The 24,598-nt window shown below is 71.9% G+C and carries 14 protein-coding genes and 1 pseudogene; 9 read left to right on the forward strand and 6 right to left on the reverse strand.

Annotated elements, in window-relative coordinates; genetic code table 11:
* Positions 1 to 493: 493 nt before the first annotated feature.
* Entirely contained in the window at positions 494 to 997 is a 504-nt protein-coding gene (locus tag ACGF15_RS04110) for a hypothetical protein (protein ID WP_392796847.1), read from the reverse strand.
* 501 nt (positions 998 to 1,498) lie between these two features.
* On the opposite strand from ACGF15_RS04110, the gene ACGF15_RS04115 reads away from it, so the two are divergent.
* The 4 genes and pseudogenes from ACGF15_RS04115 (at position 1,499) to ACGF15_RS04130 (ending at position 6,778) form a co-directional block, all read left to right on the forward strand.
* Positions 1,499 to 5,005 (forward strand): chemotaxis protein, encoded by a 3,507-nt coding sequence (locus tag ACGF15_RS04115; RefSeq protein ID WP_392796848.1) that lies wholly within the window; start codon positions 1,499 to 1,501, stop codon positions 5,003 to 5,005.
* The gene (locus tag ACGF15_RS04120) at positions 5,005 to 5,367 is read left to right on the forward strand and encodes a DUF6086 family protein (RefSeq protein WP_392796892.1); all 363 of its coding nucleotides are present in this window, start codon (positions 5,005 to 5,007) and stop codon (positions 5,365 to 5,367) included. The genes ACGF15_RS04115 and ACGF15_RS04120 overlap by 1 nt, the downstream gene beginning before the upstream one ends.
* A 261-nt stretch (positions 5,368 to 5,628) precedes the next feature.
* Positions 5,629 to 6,240, forward strand: a pseudogene (locus tag ACGF15_RS04125) (transposase family protein); the annotation flags it as partial.
* A 382-nt stretch (positions 6,241 to 6,622) separates the two neighbouring features.
* On the forward strand, positions 6,623 to 6,778 hold the full coding sequence (locus ACGF15_RS04130; RefSeq protein ID WP_392796849.1) for a winged helix-turn-helix domain-containing protein: 156 nt from the start codon (positions 6,623 to 6,625) through the stop codon (positions 6,776 to 6,778).
* Between the two features lie 236 nt (positions 6,779 to 7,014).
* On the opposite strand, the gene acnA is transcribed toward ACGF15_RS04130, so the two are convergent.
* The 3 genes from acnA to ACGF15_RS04145 all read right to left on the reverse strand — a co-directional run bounded on the left by acnA (position 7,015) and on the right by ACGF15_RS04145 (position 11,911).
* Entirely contained in the window at positions 7,015 to 9,729 is a 2,715-nt protein-coding gene (gene acnA, locus ACGF15_RS04135; RefSeq protein ID WP_345609862.1) for an aconitate hydratase AcnA, read from the reverse strand.
* A 448-nt stretch (positions 9,730 to 10,177) separates the two neighbouring features.
* Positions 10,178 to 11,428 (reverse strand): peptidoglycan-binding protein, encoded by a 1,251-nt coding sequence (locus tag ACGF15_RS04140; protein WP_392796850.1) that lies wholly within the window; start codon positions 11,426 to 11,428, stop codon positions 10,178 to 10,180.
* Between the two features lie 171 nt (positions 11,429 to 11,599).
* On the reverse strand, positions 11,600 to 11,911 hold the full coding sequence (locus ACGF15_RS04145; protein WP_392796851.1) for a hypothetical protein: 312 nt from the start codon (positions 11,909 to 11,911) through the stop codon (positions 11,600 to 11,602).
* A 406-nt stretch (positions 11,912 to 12,317) separates the two neighbouring features.
* Between ACGF15_RS04145 and ACGF15_RS04150 the strand changes: the two genes are divergently transcribed.
* Positions 12,318 to 12,773 carry a hypothetical protein gene (locus tag ACGF15_RS04150; RefSeq protein ID WP_345609453.1) on the forward strand — a complete coding sequence of 152 codons (456 nt, stop codon included), beginning with the start codon at positions 12,318 to 12,320 and terminating at the stop codon, positions 12,771 to 12,773.
* A 123-nt stretch (positions 12,774 to 12,896) separates the two neighbouring features.
* Here ACGF15_RS04150 and ACGF15_RS04155 read toward each other — a convergent pair whose 3' ends face one another.
* A complete protein-coding gene (locus ACGF15_RS04155) occupies positions 12,897 to 14,501 on the reverse strand; it encodes a sigma-70 family RNA polymerase sigma factor (RefSeq protein ID WP_392796853.1) in 1,605 nt (534 codons plus the stop codon).
* Between the two features lie 723 nt (positions 14,502 to 15,224).
* Between ACGF15_RS04155 and ACGF15_RS04160 the strand changes: the two genes are divergently transcribed.
* Positions 15,225 to 15,851, forward strand: a complete 627-nt coding sequence (locus tag ACGF15_RS04160) for a TetR/AcrR family transcriptional regulator (RefSeq protein ID WP_392796854.1) — start codon at positions 15,225 to 15,227, stop codon at positions 15,849 to 15,851.
* Between the two features lie 114 nt (positions 15,852 to 15,965).
* Here ACGF15_RS04160 and ACGF15_RS04165 read toward each other — a convergent pair whose 3' ends face one another.
* Positions 15,966 to 19,187: a bifunctional cytochrome P450/NADPH--P450 reductase gene (locus ACGF15_RS04165; protein WP_392796856.1), complete on the reverse strand. Its 3,222-nt coding sequence runs from the start codon at positions 19,185 to 19,187 to the stop codon at positions 15,966 to 15,968.
* Positions 19,188 to 19,456: 269 nt separating this feature from the next.
* Between ACGF15_RS04165 and ACGF15_RS04170 the strand changes: the two genes are divergently transcribed.
* From ACGF15_RS04170 to ACGF15_RS04180, 3 genes are all read left to right on the forward strand, one after another.
* A complete protein-coding gene (locus ACGF15_RS04170) occupies positions 19,457 to 21,046 on the forward strand; it encodes a DHA2 family efflux MFS transporter permease subunit (RefSeq protein WP_392796857.1) in 1,590 nt (529 codons plus the stop codon).
* A gap of 327 nt (positions 21,047 to 21,373) precedes the next feature.
* Complete coding sequence (locus ACGF15_RS04175) at positions 21,374 to 22,903, forward strand: UDP-N-acetylglucosamine 1-carboxyvinyltransferase (protein ID WP_345609463.1); 1,530 nt, start codon at positions 21,374 to 21,376, stop codon at positions 22,901 to 22,903.
* A 1,011-nt stretch (positions 22,904 to 23,914) separates the two neighbouring features.
* Entirely contained in the window at positions 23,915 to 24,565 is a 651-nt protein-coding gene (locus tag ACGF15_RS04180) for a hypothetical protein (RefSeq protein WP_392796858.1), read from the forward strand.
* Positions 24,566 to 24,598 lie beyond the last annotated feature (33 nt).

Genomic DNA, 24,598 nt, shown 5'->3' on the forward strand with positions numbered 1-24,598 from the left:
CTTGCTGCAGGTTCCGTTGTCCCTCGACTCGGATGTCAACCGCAGAGGAGCGCGGGCCGTCGTCGCCCTCCCCTGACGAGGGTTCAGGCTGGCTGCTGGAGCCGGACTACCCTCTACTGATCCGCTTATCGGGATGGTTACTGTGGCAGTAGGCGGCTGGGTGGGATACGGAACCCTGCACGTGGAGGAAGTCCATCCCCAGCCCTGAATCCCACTCGCCACGGCATGCCTGGGGCGTAGATCCATCTGGTTCACTGACCTGAAGGACATACTGCTGATGCTTGGCGACACCCCGACCGGCATCGAAGCGGCGCATCATCGGTCTGAATACTGGTCCCCTGCGCGCGCGAACGCTGAGCATCGCATGTCCCACACAGCGGAGAGAGCGAACGGGGGCCGCGATCCCGCCGATGTCCCGGAACGATATCCCGAGCACCCGGCGCCGACAGCCTTCTCTCCCCATAGTGGGCCTACTCGCCGCGCAGGGAAACCGTCAGCCCGTGACGCGGATTTCCACCAAAACGGATCGCTTGCCGCCGGAAGGGCGATCCCCCTCCCCGACGGAAACAAACTGGCCCTTTGCGAGGTTCCAGGTGGTGGTCTCACCTTCGGCGGTCAGATCAGCGCTGATGGGCTGGTCCGCAGCCTCCAAGGCGAAGACGCGGGGAAGCTCCAGTGCAACGTAACCGGTCGGGCTGGTGGCCTCGAAGCAGTACAGCTCTTTCCGACCCACCGCGGCGTCAGCGACGGTCTGCACCCGAATCTGATTGCCCGTGAAATTACACTGGGCCAGCAGAATGTGGCCGTCACCACTCTTGAGGAGAATCCCTTCCTCCGCAAGGACCCGCGCTGCGTTCGGGTAGGTGAATTCCTCGACCGCCGACGGTGGCAAGCCCTCGGCTGCGGCGTCCGCGGAAGTCACGGACGGAGCGGCAGCGAAGGCGATCGTGGTCACCCCGACCACGGACGCGGCCAACGTTGCGACTGCGGTCAGCATGCGTCTACCCATGCGTGATGTCATCAGAGGTCCTTTCTGGCAGCGTGAGGTGACGCCCAGTACGAATCAGTGACCCCCGGCTCTTGCCCCCGTCACGCTGTTCTGGCTGACGAACAGAGTGTCGGATGAGGCTAACTCATCATCAGACAACCCGGATGGTGCGCTCCGTCACACAAGTGAGCTGCCGCTGCGGCGCCAACCATCGGCTCCGTTGGTGGCCACAAAAGAACATCAAAGATATCACGGTGCCCCAGTGGGGCTTTGGCAGACCGTCTCTAACGGAGCGTCATGCTTCTGTCTAGGATCTCACAGCGCAGATGATTGGCGACCGGTGAGAGTTGCCTTGACCGAGATGAGTGACGAGTGAATCGAAGAACCCGAGGGCCGAGCGGCCCACGCAGAGCCCTGCGCGCGATACGTGCGTCAGCGCTCGCCCTACTGCCCTTGGCGCTGGCCGCGGGCCTGCTGGGATCCGCCCCCGCAGTGGCCCAGGCTGCACCCGTGTCGGCAGTGGGGCTCGCCACGCTGGCGGAGACGCCCCCCACCGACCGCGGTCGGGTCGTCGACTACTGGAAGGAGGGCGGACCCGGGGTCAAAGCCGCCGCCGAGGCTGCGCTGACCGGGACCGATGCGGACCTGCAGGCATTCCTCGCGGCTGTGGACGGCATTACGCACCAGGACAACCGCGTGGCAGCCGCCCAGCTGGCCAGTGTCGGCGGCACGGAGCTCCTGACCGCCGCCCGGGCAGCGTTGGCCGACTCCCCCGCCGGGCTGGCCGACTTCCTGGAGGACGGATGGCAGCTCCCGTTCCAGCAGGACCAGCGGGTTCAGGCCGCGCGGGTCATCAGCACCGCCGGGCCGAACGTGCAGGACGCCGGCCGTGCAGCGCTGAACGGTACGTCGGATGACGTCAGGGCGTTTCTCCGCCAAGGCCAGTACACCGCGCGCGAGCAGGACGATCGTGTGCAGATCGCCCAGATCATCAGCGTGGGTGGCGGGAACGTGCGGGCCGCAGGGCGTCTGGCCTTGTACGGCAACCCGGAGGACCGCCGGGAGTTTCTGGAAGTCGGCCAGTTCGTCGCGCGCAACAAGGACGCGGAGCACGCCACGGTTGCCCAGCTTGCCGAGCAGACGAAGGAGGCAGGTCGGCAAGCTGCCAAGGAGACCGAGGCGGCCAAGGTGGCATCGGCGGATGCGATCGAGGCGTCCAAGCTGGCCAAGGAGGCGGCCTTGAAGGCCGCAGCCGAGGCCGAGGCCGCCAAGGGCGACACCGACAGAGCCGCCCGGGCAGCGAGCCGTGCCGCCACTGCTGCCTCCCAAGCCGCAGCCTCGGCCCAGAAGGCGATCGACGCAGCTCGCGCCGCGAACAACTCGGCACGTATTGCAGCCAACGCCGCCTCTCAAGCGGCCGCCGCCGCAGCCGCCGCATCCCAGGCCGCAGCCCGCGCTCAGGCGGCGGCAGCAGCCGCCGCTGTGGACGCGGACAACGCGGCCGCCGCGCGTACTGCAGCGGAGAACGCGCGCGACATCGCAGACGGCGCCGACGTGGCCGCTGACGCCGCCGACCAGGCGGCCAAGGCCGCTACCGCGGCGGGTGACGCCGCAGCCTCCGCCGCGAGCGCGGGCAACAACGCCGATCTCGCAGCAAGCGCTGCGATGGAAGCGAGCAACTACGCGGGGAACTCCAGTGCCGCCGCCGCCCGGGCGCGTGAAGCCGCGACAGCCACCCGGCGCCACGCGCAGGAAGCAAACCGCGCCGCAGCCGAAGCCGAGAGACTGGCCCGCAAGGCCGCCACGGCCGCAGCGGAGGCCCGCGACGCCGCTCGATCGGCAGCGACTCACGCGAGGAACGCCGCAACTGCTGCGGACGATGCCGCCGAGCACGCGGGCGACGCCACCACGGCGGCCACCAGCTCCACGGCACACGCAAATGCCGCCACCGCGGCGGCGAACACGGCTTCGGTCACCGTAGCCAAGGCCCAGGAGATCTACGCACTCGCCCGCGAGGTGGAGGCCGAGGAACTGCTGGGCCGCACCAACGCCGGAATCGAACGTGCCAGGGACCAGAAGACGGCGGACGCCGTCCGCACCGCAGACTGGGCGGCGCTGGAGAAGGCGGTACAAGATCGGGATACCGAACGTGACCGGCTGGTGGCCCAGGCCGCCGGGCCGGGAGCCGACCAGGCCGCCATTGCCTCCGAGGGCCGGAAACTGGCCGTGCAGGCAATGAAGCATGGAACGGCATGGGGAAGAGCCGCGGCCGAAGCAGCACTGTCCGGCCCCGACGACGTCGTCCTCGACTATCTGAAGAACGGCTGGCAGACAGCCAGGGAACAGGATGAGCGCTCCTACGTCGCGCGCCTCGCCGAGGAGAGCGCGGCCCCGGAGATCCGAGCTGCGGCCGAAACCGCGCTGGACGGCGACGCCGAGGCCATCACCGCCTTCATCAACGACGGCCAGTACCAGGCTGCCTCCCAGAACATGCGGGTCGCCATCGCACAAACTGTCTCCGAGTCAGGCCCAGTCGTCAACGACGTAGGTAGGGCGGCGCTCAACAGCGGAGACCCCAGGAAGTACAGCGAGTTCTTGGGTGAGACTCAGTTCACTGCGCGGCACCAGGACAACCGCGTCAGAGCCGCCCAACTGGTTTCCATCGGTGGCCCCGAGGTCAGGTCCGCGGCTCGAGTCGCGTTGGAGGGCTCGCCTTCGACACTGAACGTCTTCATCACCTCCGGTCAGTACAATGCGGCGCGGAGGGACCATCTCACGGCCACTCACGTGGCGCAGGTCCAGAAGCTGATCGCGGACGCGTCGAAGGTCGCGGCGACCGCCCAGAGGGATGCCGCGCTTGCGCAGAAGGTGGCAGCCCAGGCCCGCAAGGCCGCTGGCGAGGCCAACGACTGGGCGATGAAAGCAGACAAGTCCGCCAAGGTGGCCCAGGGATTCGCCGACAAGGCCGCCCAGCACGCCAAGGACGCCGAAGCCTCGGCTGCCAGCGCCAGCCAGTCCGCGGCAACCGCGCGTTCCGCAGCCACCAAGGCCAATCTTGCAGCCAAGGACGCTGCACTGTCCGCCTCGGACGCCACCCTCTCTTCCGAGTTGGCTCAGACGTCGGCGTCCCGCGCCTGGGTCGCCGCTGACCAGGCGCGTGCGTCGGCGACTGCCGCTGGTGAGGACGCCGCCACCGCGCTCGAAGCCGCCAGCGATACCTTTAAGATCGCGGTGAAGAAGTACCGGGAAGAGGAAGAAGCCCGGCGCAAGGCCGCCATCGCCGCCAAGCAGGCGGCGATGAACGACCCTGGCGTCCGCGCCCGCGAGATCTACCGCTGCGGACAGGCGATCGTTCCCTGCGATCCTCAGGGCTTCGCCCGCTGGTGCCAGCACAATGAGGTCTACTGTGACATCATCTCCTACGGTGATGAGTTTAACGACGCTATGGAAACACTGTGGGGCGTCACCGCAGAACTCACCGGCCTCTCAGAACTCGAAGCCTGTCTCGACAACAAGGACTTCGAGAACTGCGGAAGCCTTGCGGCAGATGTCCTCATCGGTGCCAAGCTCAAAGCGCTGAACAGAGCTTACGAGAGCCTGACGTGGGTCAAGCGGGGCTGCAAGATCATCTCCGGCATGACGACCATGATGGTCACGCGAGCGGCGGCAGTCGGCAAGGGGTGCCTCGAGGGCAAGAAGGACTACGATGTCTTCGACCCTATTACGGGGAACAAGATCACCGACATCGACCTCTTCGAAGACGATATCCTGTGGGAGGACAAGAGCGTTCTCGGCTACTGGGCCGATGAAGACTGGCTCAACGAGCATATTGATGAGAAGTTCGAGCGGTACCTGAGGGCCCGCAAGCAACTTCCCGAGCACTACAAGGACGCCCCGATCGGCTTCCGGTTCACACGCCCGAACCAGGACCAGCGGTTCGTTGAAGCGGTCGAGGCCCGGTTCCAGAAGTTGAGGGAGAACTATCCGGATGTGCACATCATGACGAAGTGGTTCTGATGGGTTACCCGTTCCAAACTGCCGACAGGTCAAGAACTCTCTGGGATCCAGCGCTCAGGGTGGGGCAGGCCTATGTGGCTCTTGCCCAGGAAGCCGGTGCACTGATCGGCATGTCAACTGGTTTGACCGAGAACGAGCGACTCGGCGGGAGCGATGTAGATCTGACCGTGTTCGAGCACTTTACCCAGGGCCTCTACGACAGATACTGCTCCACCAACAACTTCGTCCTGCACGGCCTCCTGCGTGGGCTCTTGCTGACCTCGATCGTGATGCTTGAGAAGGGCGGCGGCTCGATCACTCGGACTCCCGAGGACGAGGACGGTCTACTGGAGGATCTAGACACCTACATGCGAGCCATGTGAGCAGCGGTCGTCGCTACGATCCCAACGAGGAGAGCGCCGAACGGGACTCCAGCGGGTGATCGCGGCTGGCTGCGAGCATGCGAACAGGGCCTCTTGGCAACTCGGGGTTACAGAGCCAACCGAGAGCCAGGAGACCCTGTTGCCGCAGCTGTACCCCTCGGGTATGACGGACGCGGACTGGGCCCGGCCAATCACTGCCGCTGGCACCGGGCTGGCTGCGCGGCCGGGGCGGGGAGGACTCGACGCGCGATGCGGAGCCAACTGGCGACGGCCGACGCGCAGCGAGTCAGAGCGAACGTCGGAACCTGCGGCTTCACCGCCACAGGCGGTGAAGCCTGTGGCTCGGCTTCCTCGTGCCGTTCCTCCCCCCGCCACCAGCGTGAGTTCGTCGCGCTGGCGCACGTACGCCGCCACCACACACTCCCCCGAATCGCGACCGGCTTCGGCATGTCCGTCGGCACCGCCCACGCACCCGTTACCGGCCGTCACCGGCCTGATCGCCAATCGGCCACCGGGCCTACTCAAGATGCTGCGCGAGCACGATCAGGAGTTCGACCTCCGGACGGCACCCTCGCCAAGTGCGACCGCGTCGGCGACAGCCGGGCCGACCACTCGGCCAAGCACCGCCGGCACGGCGTGAACGTCCAAGTCGTCACCGACCCAGCCGACGAGATCCTGTGGATCTCGCCCGCGCTGCCCGGCCGCCCCCACGACCTGACCACCACCCGCACCCACCGCATCATCCGGACCTGCGAGCGCCAGGGCATCCCAGTTCTTGCCGACCGCCCCTACCAGGGCGCCGACCACGAGACATCAGCGGACTCAAACGACCACCGCGTGGCAATCTCACTCACCCAACGCACTGCCAACAGGACTGGGCACGTCAACTTCTGACATCGACTCGTCAGGGCGAATCATGGTGAAGTTCCTGATCAGCTCGGAGTGGTGGCTGTATCCCGTGGTGTGTGAGATACAGCAATGGCGGTGGGTTGACCACTGTGGCGTCGGCGCCGGGAGTCGGTACGGAGGCAGGCCGCCGAGTTGTTGTTCGAGTAGGAGATCAAGTCGTTGGCGGTGGCCCGGCGTCTGCGGGTGAGCCCGAAGTCGATTCACCAGTGGCATCAGCTGTGGCGGGAGGGCGACGTGCGGGCTCCGGCCTCCCGTGGGCCTGGGTCGCGTTGCCGTCTGTAACCGCGCCGTCTGGAGAAGCTGGCCGGGCATCTCGAGGAGGGGCCTGCCGTGGATCGCATCGAGGGTGGCCACGCTGATCGGCCGGAAGTTCCACGTCTCCTGCAGCGTCTCTGGGGCCACCCTGTTGGAACACCGGCTCGGTTTCAGCCCGCAGGTCCCCGCACTCAGAATCGCGGAGCGTGATGAGCAGACCGTGGCCGTACGGAGGGAGGTGACCTGAGCGGAGGTAGCAGAGTCCAGGCGGCCTGCGGGGGTTACATCTACTTGCTCGCAACGACGGAAGGACCTCGCGCCCGGTACCAGGTACGGGGTTCTTCGTCTTCGTAGAATGCACAGCTCCGCTCCGGGAACAGATCACGTGCGATCACGCTCGCAGGCACGTCTTCCGCCCCGTCGCGCGCGAGCGCCCTGCCCCTGCGTCTCGCGCGCAGGGGCAGGGCGCTCGTTCACGTCAGGTCAGGAACCGACAAGCTGGCGAAGCACGTACTGCATGATGCCGCCGTTGCGGTAGTAGTCCGCCTCACCGGGGGTGTCGATGCGGACGACCGCGTCGAACTCCACGCCGGTGTCGGTCGAGACCTTGACCGTGCGCGGGGTGGTGCCCTCGTTGAGCTCGGTCACGCCCGCGATGGAGAAGGTCTCCTCGCCGGTGAGGCCCAGGGCCTCGGCCGAGGCGCCCTCCGGGAACTGGAGCGGCAGCACGCCCATGCCGATGAGGTTCGAGCGGTGGATGCGCTCGTAGGACTCGGCGACGACGGCCTTCACGCCCAGGAGCGCGGTGCCCTTGGCCGCCCAGTCGCGGGAGGAGCCGGAGCCGTACTCCTTGCCCGCCAGGATGACCAGCGGGGTGCCGGCGGCCTGGTAGTTCTGCGAGGCGTCGTAGATGAAGGAGACCGGTCCGCCGTCCTGGGTGAAGTCGCGGGTGTAGCCGCCCTCGGTGCCCGGGGCGATCTGGTTCCGCAGGCGGATGTTGGCGAAGGTGCCCCGGATCATGACCTCGTGGTTGCCTCGGCGCGAGCCGTAGGAGTTGAAGTCGCGGCGCTCGACGCCGTGCTCCGTGAGGTACTGGCCCGCCGGGGTGTCGGCCTTGATGGCACCGGCCGGGGAGATGTGGTCCGTGGTGACCGAGTCGCCCAGCTTGGCGAGGACGCGCGCACCGGCGATGTCCTGGACGGGGGCCGGCTCCATCTGCATGCCCTCGAAGTAGGGGGGCTTGCGGACGTAGGTGGACTCGGCGTCCCACTCGAAGGTGTTGCCGGTCGGGATCGACAGGGCCTGCCACTGGGCGTCGCCCGCGAAGACGTCCTGGTAGGACTTGTTGAACATGTCCTCGCCGATGGCGTTGGCGACGACGTCGTTCACCTCGGCCTCGGTCGGCCAGATGTCGGCCAGGTAGACCGGCTTGCCCTCGGTGTCGAGTCCCAGCGCCTCGGTGGTGATGTCCGTCTTCATGGAGCCGGCGATGGCGTACGCGACGACCAGCGGCGGGGAGGCCAGGTAGTTCATCTTGACGTCGGGGTTGATGCGGCCCTCGAAGTTCCGGTTGCCGGAGAGGACCGAGGTGACCGCGAGGTCGTGGTCGTTGACGGCCTTGGAGACCTCCTCCGGCAGCGGGCCGGAGTTGCCGATGCAGGTGGTGCAGCCGTAGCCGACGAGGTTGAAGCCGACCTTGTCCAGGTACGGGGTGAGGCCCGCCTTGTCGAAGTAGTCGGTGACAACCTTGGAGCCCGGCGCCAGGGTGGTCTTGACCCACGGCTTGCGGGTCAGGCCCTTCTCGACCGCCTTCTTGGCCACCAGCGCGGCGGCGACCATGACGTACGGGTTCGAGGTGTTGGTGCAGGAGGTGATCGCGGCGACGGTGACGGCGCCGTGGTCCAGCTCGTAGGTCGAGCCGTCGGGGGCGGTGACGGTGACCGGGTTCGAGGGCACGCCGTCGGTGACCGCGGGGGCGTCGGAGGCCGGGAAGGACTCCTTGCCCGCCTCGTCCACGGAGTCGACGTAGTTGCGCACGTCGCTCTTGAACTGCTCGGCGGCGTTGGCCAGGACGATGCGGTCCTGCGGGCGCTTCGGGCCGGCGATGGAGGGGACGACCGTGGAGAGGTCCAGCTCCAGCTTCTCGGAGAAGTCCGGCTCGGCGGCCGGGTCGAGCCAGAGGCCCTGCTCCTTGGCGTACGCCTCGACCAGCGCGACCTGCTGCGCGCTGCGGCCGGTCAGCTTGAGGTAGTTCAGCGTCTCGCCGTCGATCGGGAAGATCGCGGCGGTGGAGCCGAACTCGGGCGACATGTTGCCGATGGTGGCGCGGTTGGCGAGGCTGGTGGCGGCCACGCCCTCGCCGTAGAACTCGACGAACTTGCCGACGACACCGTGCTTGCGCAGCATCTCGGTGATCGTGAGCACCAGGTCGGTGGCGGTGGTGCCGGGCTTCAGCTCACCGGTGAGCTTGAAGCCGACGACGCGCGGGATGAGCATGGAGACGGGCTGGCCGAGCATGGCCGCCTCGGCCTCGATGCCGCCGACGCCCCAGCCGAGCACACCGAGGCCGTTGACCATGGTGGTGTGGGAGTCGGTGCCGACGAGGGTGTCGGGGTAGGCCTGGCCGCCGCGGACCATGACGGTGCGCGCCAGGTGCTCGATGTTCACCTGGTGGACGATGCCGGTGCCGGGCGGGACGACCTTGAACTCGTCGAAGGCGGTCTGGCCCCAGCGCAGGAACTGGTAGCGCTCCTTGTTGCGGCCGTACTCCAGCTCGACGTTCTGGCCGAAGGCGTCCTTGGTGCCGAACTTGTCGGCGATGACGGAGTGGTCGATGACCAGCTCGGCCGGGGCGAGCGGGTTGATCTTCGCCGGGTCGCCGCCGAGCTCCTTGACGGCCTCGCGCATGGTGGCGAGGTCGACGACGCAGGGGACACCGGTGAAGTCCTGCATGATCACGCGGGCCGGCGTGAACTGGATCTCCTGGCTCGGCTGGGCCTGCGAGTCCCAGCTGCCGAGCGCACGGATGTGGTCGGCGGTGATGTTCGCGCCGTCCTCGGTGCGGAGCAGGTTCTCCAGGAGGACCTTGAGGCTGTAGGGGAGGCGCGCGGAGCCCTCGACCTTGTCCAGCCTGAAGATCTCGTACGACTCGTCGCCCACGCGCAGCGTGCTGCGGGCGTCGAAGCTGTTCGCCGACACGACAGTCTCCTTCATCAATGTGCGCGTACTACGTCCATGCTGCCGCCACGGAACCTCACCGATCCGCTAAGGTAAGGCTTAGTTAGGTGACCCTTACCAAGTGGCGGCTTGCGGTACGCCTTCGGCAGATATCTCGATGTCGAGATAACTCTAGTACATGACCGCCGCGCGGTCATGCCCGGACACCCTCCGGCCCGGAGAACTCGCGCCCCCGGGCCCTTGGGCCGTCCCGATGCGCCGGGCGGCCAACGGCCCTCCCGGCACACCGCGCGCCGGGGTCCCGGACGTCGCTTCCCACCGCCTGGTGCGCACGGAGCACCGCCGGCCCTTCGCCGTCCGCGAAGCGGCGCGGGGCGGGTGACGCACCGTCCGCGCCGCTCGGGCGGGGCGGACGGCGCGCCCCCGTGGCCGCACGCTGCCGGGTCGCGCCCGTCCGGGCCCGGGCCGGTCAGTAGGCGAGGATCCCCGGGACCTCGGCCCGCAGGGCCGCCTGGGTCGCCGGCCCGTAGACGCCTCGCGGATCGGCCCGGACGCCCCGGCTCCGCTGGTAGGAGGCCACCGCGCGGGTGAGACGCCGGGTGTACGCGCCGTCGACCTCGCCCTTGTAGAGACCGAGGCGCTGGAGCCGTATCTGGAGGTCGACCACCTCCATCCCCCGGGCGCCGCAGCACAGGTCGCCAGCGGCCGGAGCGGACGGCCGCCCGGTCGCGGGGCTGTAGGAGGGGCGCGGCGGGGCGGGGGGCGGTGCGGAGGTGGGCCGCCGCCGCTCGGCGGCGATGCCGGGCGCGGCGGCCTCCGGCGGCGGCGCGGTCCGGGGCCGGGCCGTCCGCATCGGCGAGGCGGACGGGGCGCGGGAGGCGGAGGCGGGCCCGTCGTCCGCCGGCGGACTCGGGCTCGGACCGGGCGTCGTGGGCGGGGCCGAGGCCGGCGGGGCCGGTGTCGACGCGGCGGGTGTCGACGCGGCGGGTGCGGGCAGCCGGGTGGTCACGGGCGCCACGCGGTCCACCGAGGCGCCCTCGTCCACGAGCGCCCCGGTGAGGGTCGCCGTGCCGACCACCGCCGCCGCGGCGGCGGCGATCCCCACGGTCCTGGCCGGTCCCCCGGACGGCCTGGCCGTGCGGGCGTGCCGCCCTGCGGCCCGCCCGCGCGCCCGATGCCGTCCGCGGGCCCGCTCCGGTGCGGCCGGGTCGTCGGGTACGGGGGCGGGTGCGGGGACGCGGCGCAGCTGCACCGTGTCGTCCGGAAGCACCTCCGCCGTGTCGTCCGGAAGCGCCTCCGCCGGGAGGTCCGCGGTCGCACCCGGCCCACCGGAGGCGCCGTGCGGGGCGGTCGGTGCGCCCCAGGGGTACGGGGGCGCCTCCGCCCCGGTCGCGGCGGAGGCGTTCCCGTCGAAGAGGCCCGCCGCCCCTGCGGGTTCCCGCGGGGAGGGGTCCGGCAGCGGCGGCTGCACGATGCCCCACACCCGGTCCGGTGGACCCGGCGGGTGCCCCCCGGCACCCGCCGGGTCCACCGGACGTCCTCGCTCCCGCTCGACCCGGACGTGGCGGGTCGGTGCGGGCGCGTCCGCGTAGGGACGCACCCGGAGCCACGCGAAGGGCTCCGCGTCCTCGGGAGCTCCCGTCCATGCGGCAGTGCACGGGCAGGCGTCGGGCCGCGGCGGCGCGGCGGCGCCGCAGTGGAGGCAGACCGTCTGGGCCACTTCCGTACCTTTCCTGGAGGTCCTTTTGAGCGGGGTCGCATGCGGAGCTGCGGCCCGCCGCGGTCCGGGGGAGACAGCGGCGGGCCGCGGGGGAAGGACGCCGTCGCGGCGCGGTGCCGTGCCCCTCGGGGGGAGTCGGGGGCGGGCGACCGCGCCGCGGCGGCGTCCGGTTCAGCGGCGCGCGCGGGCGCGGGGGGCGGTGCGGGCGAGGACGGCGCCGAGCGCCAGCAGGGTCAGACCGCCTGTCGCGAGGTGCGCCCTGGTGGTGGCGTCGCCGCCCGTGGCAGCGAGGCCCGTGGCGGCGAGGCCCGTGGCAGCGAGGCCCGTGGCGGCGACGCCCGTGGGGCCGGGCCCGGCTCCGGCGCCCCCGGCCGGAGGACCGGCGGAGTCCGCGGCCGCCGGTGCGGCGACCAGCGCCGGGCCCGCGTACAGCGCGACGGCCGCCACGGCGCATGCCGCCGACCTCCCCAGTCGGTTCCCCATCAGGTCCGCTCCCCTTCTCCCGGTGGCACCTCACGGGGAAGGAGCGTCCGGGCTCCGCACCCTCCCGCGCCTTTGCCGTCTCTTTGCCTTGATCGCCGCGCACCCCGCAGGGAGCCGCGCCCCGCCGGGGCAGGCGGCGGGACCGCGCCGTTCGGCGGGGGAGGCGAGAGCCTCCCCGGCACACCGGCCTCCCCGGCACACCGGGGCCCCGTCGGCAAAGGAATGGCAAAGCCACGGGAGGAGGTGCGGCGTCGGCGGTCCCTCCCCATGCGGCCCGGGCGATCGGACCGGCGAGCACACCGGCCGTCCCGCCGCGTCCCACCGGGCGGGACGCGGCGGATCCACCCGCGAGGCCCCCGCCCGGGCCCAGGCCCCACCCGTCCGCCCATGACACCGAGGACCCCGGATGAACGACGCAGCAGACGACGCCACGACCCCCCTCGCCCTCCACGCCCGCCCCGACGGCGAGGCCGAACTCCCTCTCGTGCTCCGGCTGCGCTGGGAGGACGTGGCCGCCCTCGGCCGGGACGCCGGGCGGCTGGCCGCCCGGCTCCGACGGCCCGTCACCCTGGACGAGGCGGTCAGCCACCGACTGCGGGGCGGCGCCTCCCTCGCTCCGGCGGCCCTCGACGGATCACACGGCCCGGCGGGGTCGCGGACGACCGCCCTCGACGGGTCCCACGCAGGTTCCCGGACGACCGCCCTCGACGAGCGGCCGGCCGCCGCGCAGGCGGGCGAGACCGCCGCCGAGGGGCCCGGCGGCACGGGCGCCGGGGCTCCGCCCACGACGCCGACCGGTCACGTCCCGAACGGGCGCGTCGCCCGGGACCGGCTCGAAAGCCCCCGGTCCGGTGCCCGCTGACGGGGCGACGGGCAGGCGCGGGCGACCCCCCGCGTCCCCGGTCCGCGTCGCCGCCGTGGCACCGGCGGCGACGCGGACCGCGGTGCCACGGCGCGGGCACGGGGCCCCGCGGTCCCGCCCCGGTCACCAGTCGGTGCGGAAGTGCAGCGAGGGCGAGAGGTAGTAGTGGCGGGTCGTGGCGATCAGTGCGTCATGCGGCTCGCCACGTGCTCCGGGCGCCCACTCCTTGAGCCCCAGGTACATGTTGTCGCTGGTGAAGACGCCCGCCGTCCCCCGGTCGTCCTGGCGGTTCATCGTCCAGACCTGCAAGGGGTCGGCGGGGTCGCAGGCGGCCTGGCGCACGGGGGCGCCGTCCGTCGTGGTCCCCGTGTGGGACAGGCACAGGCCGGTGCCCGCGTTCCTCAGCACCACCCTGCGGCGCTTCTCCTGCGGCATGACGTCCCACACCTGGTGGGCGGCGCCGTTGCACTGCGCCTCCCGCGGCTGCACCCCGGCCTCGGTGCTGCCGCCGGGGATCTCCATGCACAGGCCGGTCGCGTCGATCCGCAGCCTCGTCCGCTCGCCGTACACCGTCGGCGCTGCCGCCTCGGACACGGACACGGAGGCCAGGGGGTCGGCCGGGACCGGGCCGGACGAGGTGGAGGGAGAAGGGGACGGCGAAGGGGACGGGGACGGGGCGCGGGCCGGTGCGGGCGGGGCCGCCACCGCCTGCCGCACCACGGGCGGGGCCGGGGGGCCGACCTCGGGTGCGGCCGGGAGGGCGACGTAGACGAGGGCACCGATCGCGGCCACCGCGGCCACCGGCACCCCGGCCGCCGCGGCGAGGGGCTTGGCGGCGGCCGCCGCGGACGCGGCATCGGCCCCCGGGGCGGGCACCGCTCCCCCGCCCGCGGTGCCGCCTGCCGCGAGGGAGGCGGTCGTCCCGTACGCGGCCGTGTACTTCTCGGCACCCCACAGCAGGACGGCCGCCGGCAGCACCACCCGCAGACGGGAGTTGAGGTCCCGCAGGTCCCGCAGGGCCCTCCGGCAAGCACGGCACCCCGTCAGATGCCGGTCCAGGTGCCGTCCGGTGCGCCTCCCGCCGCGCCGGACCGCGGTCGCGAGCAGGGGACCGTAGCGGCGGCACTCGTCCGAGGCGCGCGGGCCGTGGGCGTGCTCCGTGAGGTACGCCTCCCGCAGCCCCTCCCGCGCCCGCTCGGCCAGCGACCACACGCCGCTGGCGCTCAACCCCAGCATCGTCCCCACGCGCTGGGCGCTCTCCCCCTCGACGAGGGTCTGCCACAGGACGGCCTGCCACCGCTCGGGCAGGGAGCGGAAGCTGCGCACGACCAGGTCGTCCTCCTCCCCGCGGAGGGCGAACCCCTCCGCGCCCTCCTCCGCGGGCACGGCGGCGGCGCAGCGCTCGACGTCGTCGGTCAGCTCGCTGCGCCGTGCGGTGGCCGCCCAGGCGATGGCCGTACGGCGGACCACCGTCAGCAGGTACGGCCGCCACGGGCCGCTCGGCCCGCCACCCGAGCGGACCGCCTCCAGCGTCCGTGCGAAGGCCTCCGCCGCGAGGTCCTCGGCCGTGTGCGCGTCGCGGCAGCACGTGCGCGCGTAGGTGAGCACGGCCGCGCGATGGCGGGCGTAGAGCTCCGCCGTCGCCGCGTCATCGGAACCGTCGCGGAGGCCGGCGGCCAGTTCGGCGTCGGAGCGCTCCGCGGTGCGGGAACTCCCGTGTTCAGTCATGGTGCTCCTGGAAGACCGGCCGGACGGCTCGGGGGCGGGGGATCCGGTGGCCGGGGTGCGGGCGAGCACCCGTACCGGCGGCCGGAACCGGTTCACCCGATGGCCGAACCGTCGGACGAGGATAGAGGGATGCGCCGCCGGCCCCAAGGCCGGCGTCGCCGCACGGGAGGACCGGGGTGCGGCCCGTCCGTGCGCGGAACGGCCCCGTGCCGCCGCGCCCGCCCGTTCGCGGGAGCGGCGGGGAGGCCGGGGGTGCGTGTCCGGCCGCGCCCTTGCGGGTCGCGGCAACCGGCCGGATGCTCAGCCGCACCCGGGGGCCCGGGGAGGAAGGCCCCCGGCGTGCACGGCGGACGCCCGCGGCCCGGGGCCGGCGTGGGCGCTGCCGGCGCCGCGTCCGGGCGCGGCGGTGACGGGGCGGGCGGCGGGACGCGGGGCGCCCCGGAGATGTACGGGCGCGACGGTGGCGGGGCGGGCGGCGGGACGCGGGGCGCCTCGGAGAGGTACGGGCGCGACGGTGGCGGGGCGGGCGGCGGGACGCGGGGCGCCCCGGAGAGGTACGACGTGCATGGGCTTCCTCGCAGCGTGCGGGTGAAGGGCGTTCACCCCGGACGATGCGCACCTCCGCACCGCCTCCCGCGGTGTTGCCGATTCGTTATCCGCCGAGGGCGGGCGGAGGAGGCAGGGGGCGACCTGGTCCCTCGACCACGTCGCTAGGCTGACACCATGCCCCATGTGTCCGCCGCCGAGCGCCGCCCCCAGCTGATCAGAGCAGCGATCACGCTGATGACCAGGGAGGGTGTCGCCGCCGGCAGCACACGCGCCATCGCCGCGGAACTCGGCGTCGCGCAGGCGACGGTGCACTACACCTTCGGCACCAAGGAGGACCTGTACCGGGAGGTCATGGAGCAGCTCACCGAGGACCTGGTCGCGCGGGTCGAGCGGGCGGCACCGCAGGACGCGGGTTTCGAGGGGACGATCGCCGCGCTGGCCGGAGCGCTCTGGCGCACCGTCGAGGAGGAGGGCAGCGGCTACCGGCTGCTCACGGAGCTGGCGATGCTGGCCCTGCGCACCCCGGGTCTCGGCGAGGCCCGGACCGCGCACTACCGGCAGGTCAACGAGGTCACCGAACGCATCCTGTCCGAGACCGCGGCCCGCACCGGATTCACCCTCGCGCAGCCCGCGGACCTGGTCGCCCGGTTCTTCCTCGCCGGTTTCGAGGGCCTGACGATGCAGCGGCTGTACGTGCCGGACGAGCCCGTGAACGGCTCCGACCTCCGGGCCCTGGTCGCCGCGACCGTCGCGCTGGCCTCCGGCGGGCTCGACCTCACCGCCGTCCCCACCACCGGCTGACGGCACGCCCCGCCCCCTCTCCCCCGGGCGGACGCGCTGTGCGCGGACGGGGCGGGACGTCCGGCGGCCACGGACGCCCGCGCGCCCGTGGCCCCGGTCGCCGGGACCGGCGGGTCAACCCGTCCAGACGTCCTCGACGTAGCGGCCCGACTCGACCAGGCCGATCAGCCAGCCGGCCGCCTCGCCCTCCCCCGCGCCGGTCCGCCGACGGTGGAGCGCCATGAACGCCTCCCGCACCGCGGGCGCCATCCGGTTGCCGTCGCCGCAGACGTGGACCCGGCCGCCGGCCTCCAGGACCGCCCAGACCTCGTCGGCCTCGCGGGCGATGCGGTCCTGCACGAAGCGGGCGCCGTCGACGGGGGCGTGCAGGAAGGTGGGGCGCATGCTGACGGCTCCGGCGGCCTCGGCGGCCTCGAAGTCCTCGCGGTGGAGGTAGTCGACGTCCGGGTGGTCGCAGCCGAAGTAGCACAGCAGGGTGCCGGTCGCCCCGGTGCGGTGCCGGTCGAGCACGGCTCCGCGGAAGGGGGCGAGTCCGGTGCCCGCGCTGACCAGGACCACCGGGACGGAGGGGTCCTCGGGGAGGCGGAAGGACTCGTCGCACGGCAGCACCCGGGCCTGGACGACGTCTCCCGCGCGCACCCGCCGGAGGTGGTCGGAGGCGATCCCCCGGAAGGTGCCCTCCCCGGAGCGGTGGGGCACGGCGAGCAGCGACACCATCAGGTCCACCGCGCCGGGCTGGGCGGCCGCGGACGAGGAGATGGAGTAGTGGCGGGGGCGCATGACCGGCAGGAGTTCCAGGAAGCGCTCGAAGGGCAGCTCGCAGGCGCGGTAGCGCTCCAGCAGGTCCAGGACGCTGCGCCCCGGTGCGGTCACCTGCGCGTGGAAGGTGTCCGCGTCCGCCGCGGCGAGGACCGACAGGGGCTGCTTCTCGGGCGGGCAGGCGGTGTGCTCCGCGAGCACGGCAGCATCCGCGGGCGTGGCGGCGCCCTGGAGCTCCACGAAGTCGGCGAGCAGCCGACGCAGGGTCAGCGGCCGGTCGACGGGCAGGGCGCCGCGGCTGCGGCGCCGGGCCCGGAGGCGGACGGTGCGGTCCAGGTCGAGTCCGAAGCGTTCGGCGACCCGCCGGACCAGGGCGTCCGGGTTGCGTGGGAGGACGGCCAGGTGGTCGCCGGTCCGGTAGGTGACCCCCTCGGGCAGCCGCAGGCGCAGGAACCGCTTGGACCGGCCGAGTTCGTGGTCCGTGTCGACGAGTTCGCGGGTGTCGAGGACCTCCATGGGCCGCAGGCCGTGGCGCTCGGCGAGAGCGCCGACGACCGAGTCGCCCGCGTCCTCCAAGGCGTAGAGGGCCGTGCCCGGGTCGGGCTCCGCGGGGGCCCGGGCCGCGGGGGCGGCCTCGCCGTACCGTTCCAGCAACGCGGTCCACAGCTCGGCGGTCCAGCGGTCCACCGCCCCCGCGAAGTCGCCGGAGGCGTCGGCGGCGCCGCGCGCCAGGAGGGGGACGGCACCGGCCGCCGCCAGGCGTTCGTCGACGAGCGTGGGGATCCGCTGGTAGGTGGCGGCCCAGTTGCGGTCGCCGACGCCGAGCACGGCGTACGGCAGACCGGTGAGCGAGCCGGCCTCCAGCCCCTCCAGCCAGGCGAGGAACCCGGCGGCGTCGTCGGTGGGCCTGCCGTTGTAGGAGGCGGCGACGATCACCAGCGGACCGGCGGCGGGATCCAGCTTCCCGGCGGCCTCGTCGAGGGGCGCCACACGGGGGTCGAAGCCGTGCTCCGCGCCGTCGTCCGACAGCTCCCGGGCGAGACCGGCGCAGGTCCCGAGGTTGGAGCCGTGCAGCAGGGTGAGCGTGGTGCCCGGGGCCCGCCGGGCCCGGACCGCGCCCTGCCCGCGCCCCGCCGCCCTGCCGCCCGCCGCGGCGGCGGGACGGCGGCGCTCCCCGGTGGTGCGCCGGGCCAGTTCGAGCGTGAAGCCCTCCGGCTTGAGGGTGAGCGTCTGCTTGATCCGCAACCGGTAGTCGGCATGGTCGATCAGCCGGTAGCGGTGGACGAGCAGGCCGAGCAGCAGGGTGGCCTCGTGCAGCGCGAACTGCCGTCCGATGCAGGCCCGTTCCCCGCTGCCGAAGGGCTTGAAGAGGTGGACGGAGCGCTTCTCCTCCTGCTCCCGGGTGAAGCGCTCGGGGTCGAACAGCTCGACGTTGTCGCCCCAGGCGGGGTCGCGGTGCAGGGCGGGGGTCAGCACCATCAGCGTCTCGCCCTCGCGGACCCCGTACCGGCCCCCGATGACGGTGTCCCGAAGGGGCTCGACCGCGTAGCCGGGCGCGGTCGGCCACAGCCGGAGGCTCTCGTTGAGCACCTGGCGGATGTAGCTGAGCCTGCCGATGTCGCCGTGGTCGGGGTCCGGTGTCTCCTCGTCGCCCCACAGCGCGTCGACCTCGGCCTGCGCCCGTGCGAGCACTTCCGGGTGCTTGGTCAGGTGGTACAGGGCGAAGGACAGGGCGCCGCTGGTGGTCTCGTGCCCGGCGATGAGGAACGTGATGACCTGGTTGCGGATGTTCACGTCGTCGAGCGGCCGGCCCGTCCGGGCGTCCGGGGTGTGGAGCATCCGCCCGAGCAGGTCACCGGTGCCGGTGTCCCCGGACGCCCGGCGCCGCCGGACGACCTCGTCGACGAGGTCGGTCATCAGCGCGATGTCGCGGCGGAACCGCTCGGACCGCCTGACCCTGAACAGGTCCGAGCCCGGGATGGACTCCGTCCTGGCCTGGGCGAAGGCCAGGGCGCGTGCCATGGCCCCGACGAAGGGGTGCTGCCCGTCCCGCCGGAACGACGCGAAGTCGTGGCCGAACCCGCAGAGCCCGATGGTGTCGAAGGTCAGGCGCGTCATGTCCTCGGGCACGTCGACGGCGCGGCGGCCGGCGGCGGCCCGGTCCCACGCGCCGATCAGCGAGCGGGCCACGCGCAGCATGGTCGCGTGGTAGTCGCGCATCGCGCCGAGGGAGAAGGCCGGCATCAGGATGTCGTGCGCCTTGCGCCAGTTCGCCTCGTGGTGGAAGGCGGTGAACAGGCCGTCCCCGGCGAACTGCCGGAGTTCGACCAGGTCGGCGTGCACGTTCTTGCGGAAGCGGGACTCGTCCGCCAGCTCCGCCACCAGGTCCAGGCCGCCGACGATCACGACCTCGCCCCCGAAGGCGCGGACCCGGTAGACGGGCCCGAGGTCCCTGACCTCTCTCATCAGGTGGGCGGTCCCGTCGAACCCCCTGGGGAGCGTGAGGGCGTGGCCGACCAGGGGCAGGGCCGGGCGCTCGGGTACCGGAAGGGCTGGGAGGACGGACGACCGGGTCATGGGCCTGCCTTTCGTTCCGCATCGTTCGGCACCGTCACCATACAAGCGACCTTGTCACTCGACAATGTCACTTGATTGTGTCGATCGGCGCCTCGTGCGGCAGAACCGGACGGAGCCCTCGGACGTCCCGCCCCGACCCGCCGCCGGCGACCGGGCGAGCACGGGGCCGCTCCGGGCCGGACGGCGCCTCCCGGCACCCGCCCCTGCGCGATGCCGGATGAACCGTGTCCCGCCCCGGAACAGCGGGCACCGCGGACTACCGTGTGACGGTGCGTCAGAGCGAGCAGCCGTCAGGCACCCCGTGGACCAGGACCCAGACACTGACGATCGTCGCCACCGGGCTGGGACTCTTCCTGGTCTTCCTGGACGCGCTGATCGCGAACGTGGCACTGCCGGACATCCAGCGGGACTTCGGGGTGGGCGAGTCCGGGCTGCAATGGGTGGTGGCCGCGTACTCCATCGGCATGGCCGTGTTCATCATGGCCGGGGCCACCGCCGCCGACCGCTTCGGGCGCAGGCTGCTGTTCCTCACCAGCGTCTCCGTGTTCACCCTCGCCTCCGTGGCGGCGGGCCTGGCCCCGGGGCTCACCGCGCTCGCGGTCGCGCGGGCGGTGCAGGGCGTCGCCGCCGCGACGGTGACCGTCACCTCGCTGGCACTGGTGAGCGCCGCGTTCCCCGACGACGCCGACCGGGCGAAGGCCATCGGGCTGTGGACGGGCGTGGCGAGCGTCGCCACCGCCCTGGGGCCGACCATCGGCGGCGTGCTGACCGAGAGCATCAGCTGGCGGGCCGTGTTCATGGTCAACGTGCCCGTCAGTCTGCTGGTGCTGGCGCTGACGCTGCGGTACGTCACCGAGTCCCGGGAGGAGCGGGCCCGAGGGTTCGACTGGGGCGGCCAGCTGCTGTTCGTCGTGGGCGTCGGCGCCCTCGCCTACGGGCTCATCCAGGGCCAGACCGTCGGCTGGTCCTCGCCCGAGATCCTCACCCTGCTGGCGGTCGGCGCAGCGGGGCTCGTGGCCTTCGCCTGGTACGAACTCCGCACCCCTCAGCCGATGATGGACGTCCGGCTCTTCGGCCACCGCACCTACGCCGTGGCCATCGCCACGATCTTCTCGGCGTTCTTCAGCGCCTACGGGATGCTGCTGGTGGTCACCCAGTACTTCCAGAACGTCGAGGCCTACTCGCCGGAGCGCTCCGGGCTGCTGATCCTGCCGTTCTCGTTCACCATCATGGTGCTCTCCCCGATCTCGGGGCGGCTGGTCGCGCGGTTCGGGCCGCTGCCCGTCGCCAGGATCGGCCAGCCCCTGCTGGTGGCGTCACTGGTCGTCATCGCCCTGGGCATGCCGGTCTCCGTGGCCGTGGTCGCGGCGGGCCTGTTCCTGTGCGGCGCCGGGGTGGCACTGCTGGCCACCCCCATCACCGCCCTGGCCATGGGCTCGGTGCCGGTGGACCGGGCCGGGATGGCCTCGGGCATCATGAGCGCCCAGCGGGCCATCGGCTCGACCTTCGGCTTCGCGGCCCTCGGCAGCATCCTGGCGGTCTGGCTCGGCAACACCCTCAGTGCCGATCTGAGCGAGGCCGTTCCCGACGCCGAAGCCCGCCAGGCCATCGCGGACAGGATCGTCGACGAGGCGAACCCCCACGCCTACGCGGCCGAGGTCGGCCCCGGCAGGCCGCTGCCCGCCCCGTCCCCCGGCCAGACCGAGGCCATCGCGGACGCGGCGCGGGGGGACTTCATCGAGGGCTGCCAGGTGAGCGTCGGGGTCGGCGCCGCGGTGTGCGCGGTGACCATGGTGCTGCTCTGGACGGCCACCCGCCGCGACTCCGGCGGGGACCTACCCGGGCGGAGCGGGGGGTGACCGTCCCGCGGCCGCCACCGCGCGCGGCGGGCGGGGCCCGGCACCCGACCGCGGACCGGACGGCGGGCGGGGCCCCGGCGGCTGCCGTCACCCGTACGCCCCCTCACACGGCCGGGCGAACACCACCTGACCGGACCATTCACCCGAACCACCGCACCACACCCACTTCGCCTTGCCGGACATCCCGAACGGAACGACGATGCCCTCGGGGGCCGTTCACGCACCGGACCCCGGCAGCCGCCCCACCGGGGCCGCCATCGGCCCCCGTTCACCCGAACACCACACCCCGGTGCGTTCACATCTCATATATGAGATAGCCTCCACGTCATGTCAGACGACTACCTCGTACGCATCGGCAAGCTCATCCGTGACGCCCGGCAACACCGCGGCTGGACACAGAGTCAGCTTGCCGACGCGCTCGGCACCAGTCAGAGCGCGGTCAACCGGATCGAGCGCGGCAATCAGAACATCAGCCTTGAGATGATCGCGCGCATCGGCGAGGCCCTCGACAGCGAGATCGTCTCGCTCGGGTACGCCGGCCCCATGCACCTGCGCGTCGTCGGCCGCCGGCGCCTCTCCGGCGCCATCGACGTCAAGACGAGCAAGAACGCGTGCGTGGCGCTGCTGTGCGGGGCCCTGCTCAACAAGGGCCGCACCGTCCTGCGCCGCGTCGCCCGCATCGAGGAGGTCTACCGGCTGCTGGAGGTCCTCGGCTCCATCGGCGTACGGACCCGCTGGATCAACGACGGCCGGGACCTGGAGATCGTGCCGCCCGCCGACCTCGACATGGACTCCATCGACGCGGAGGCCGCACGCCGCACCCGGTCCATCATCATGTTCCTCGGACCGCTGCTGCACCGGATGGACGTCTTCCGCCTGCCCTATGCGGGCGGTTGCGACCTCGGGACGCGCACCATCGAGCCGCACATGATCGCCCTGCGCCGGTTCGGCCTGGACATCACCGCCACCGAAGGCATCTACCACGCCCAGGTGGACCGCTCCATCACCCCGGGACGCCCGATCGTCCTGACCGAGCGCGGCGACACCGTCACCGAGAACGCGCTGCTGGCCGCCGCACGGCACGACGGCGTGACCGTCATCCGCAACGCCTCCTCCAACTACATGGTCCAGGACCTGTGCTTCTTCCTGGAAGCACTCGGCGTGAAGGTCGAGGGCGTGGGCACCACGACCCTCACGGTGCACGGCGTGCCGACCATCGACGTGGACGTGGACTACTGCCCCTCGGAGGACCCGGTCGAGGCCATGAGCCTGATCGCGGCCGCCGTGGTGACGGAGTCCGAGCTGACGATCCGCCGGGTGCCGATCGAGTTCCTGGAGATCGAGCTGGCCGTCCTGGAGGAGATGGGCCTGGACCACGACAGGGGCGGCGAGTACGCGGCGGACAACGGCCGCACCCGCCTGGTGGACCTGACGGTGCGCCCCTCGAAGCTGGAGGCGCCCATCGACAAGATCCACCCGATGCCCTTCCCCGGGCTGAACATCGACAACGTGCCCTTCTTCGCGGCCATCGCCGCCGTCGCCCAGGGCCAGACCCTCATCCACGACTGGGTCTACGACAACCGGGCCATCTACCTCACCGACCTGAACCGCCTCGGCGGCCGCCTCCAACTCCTCGACCCCCACCGGGTCCTGGTCGAGGGGCCCACCCGCTGGCGCGCCGCCGAGATGATGTGCCCCCCGGCGCTGCGCCCGGCCGTGGTCGTCCTGCTGGCCATGATGGCCGCCGAGGGCACCTCGGTGCTGCGCAACGTCTACGTCATCAACCGCGGCTACGAGGAACTGGCGGAGCGCCTGAACTCGGTGGGGGCGCAGATCGAGATCTTCCGCGACATCTGATGCGAGGATGCCGCCGCACCCCGGCTGACCTGCCGTTCAGCAGGTCAGGGAGGGGGCGGCGGCATCGCGCGAAGCGCGAATCACAGCTGCGCTCGCACCATCTTCACCTGGCGCCGGACATGGACCACTTCCCTGGCGAAGTCGATGTCCTCCACGCTCAGCCCGAACGCTTCTCCTCGCCGGAGGCCAAGGCCCGCTCCGATTCCGACGAGGAGCCGGTAGCGTCCGGGGAGCGCAGCGCGTACGGCCAGCACACGCTCGGGCGGCCATGCCTCGACCCTTCCGGGTGCGGCGGCCGGCGGGCCGACCGGGTTGACTTCGAGGTTCGTCAGGACGAGCAGGGCGCGCAGAAGGCGGGGAGCGCGAGCGGGGTCGGTGCGGAGTCTGGCGGGGTCTGCCAGTTCTCCAGGTGGGCGAAGCCATGCTCGACCGGTGCGCGCCCGGTGGCGAGGACGCGGTTGGCGGTCTTCCGTCCGGGGCTGGGCTTGTGGGTGCGGGTGGCGGTGAAGCCGATGACGATGACGATGACGGGGTCGAGGATGTCGTTGTCCAGGCCGCGGAAGCCGAGGCCGGCCAGCGCCCCGAGGCACCGGCGGCGCGCAGGTGGGCCAGGATGCGGTCGTGGCGGGCGCCGGTGACGTCGTGGGTGCGGCCGGGCCGGGCGGCGGAATCCGGAGCAGGCGGCCCCTTTCGTCGGTCAGGGCAAGGAAGTGAAGGCTGTGACGGCGGTTCCTGCCGGAGTGGTTCCGCCGGTCGGCCTTTCCGGTGCGGCGCTGGGTGGGGATCAGGGTTCCGTCGATCAGGACGGCCTCCCCACCCTTCCCGGCGGCCTTCTTCCATGCGCGGTCCAGGCGCGGTGCCCCCGAGGCGAGTAGGTTGATCAGCTCATCGCGCCAGCGGCGGGCGGTGGGCGGCGGACGACAACCACTGGCCGCCGCGCCCGGCAGCGTTCTCCCCGTGGCCTGACGGGGCAGCGCGGGGCCGAGCAGGCGAGTGCTTCTGGTCACCTCAGTGAGTGAAGAGCTCCCCGGTGCCCTATGCGTGCAGATCGATCACGTGATGCAGTCGCTCGTGCAGCAGGACACCCGCATGCACCTCTACAGAAAGACGGTCATGACCACCACCGCAGACCCGATCCAGGCGAAGGTGAAGAGCTGGTTCCAGGTCATCGACTCCGATGACGACGGCGTCGTCCACTGGAGCGACTACAAGGCATACATCAACCGCACTCTCGGCGTGGTCCGGGTCGACAAGAATCATCCGATCGCCTACAAGCTGACGGACGCCTACCTGTGGCTCTGGCGGGAAGCACAGAGCCGCGTCCATGGTGACCAGATCCCCGGGGATGCGTCGCTGTCCGCGGCGGAGCACTGGAATGCCTTGAACGCGCAGATTGAAGTCCGCAGCCTGGAGCTGAGCACTGTTTTCGACGCCACAGCCAGCCTCTACGCGAACACCTTGTTGCACTCCGATCACTTCAAGGCGGTCTTGCAGGGGTGGGGCATCACGGGCGTGGACGCCGAGGCTGCGTTCGCGCAGCTGGACGGTGACAAGAGTGAACGCATCTCCAAGAGTGAGCTTTTCTCCGCGCTGTGGGATGTCTTCAGCTCCAAGGACCTGAACTCTCCGGGCAGTGTGTTCCTCGGCTTCTACCACGCTTGACACGACCGGCGCCCTCTGACGTGCAGGCGCAGT

The organism is Streptomyces sp. NPDC048001 (genome assembly GCF_043203115.1).
Lineage (GTDB): Bacteria > Actinomycetota > Actinomycetes > Streptomycetales > Streptomycetaceae > Streptomyces > Streptomyces sanyensis.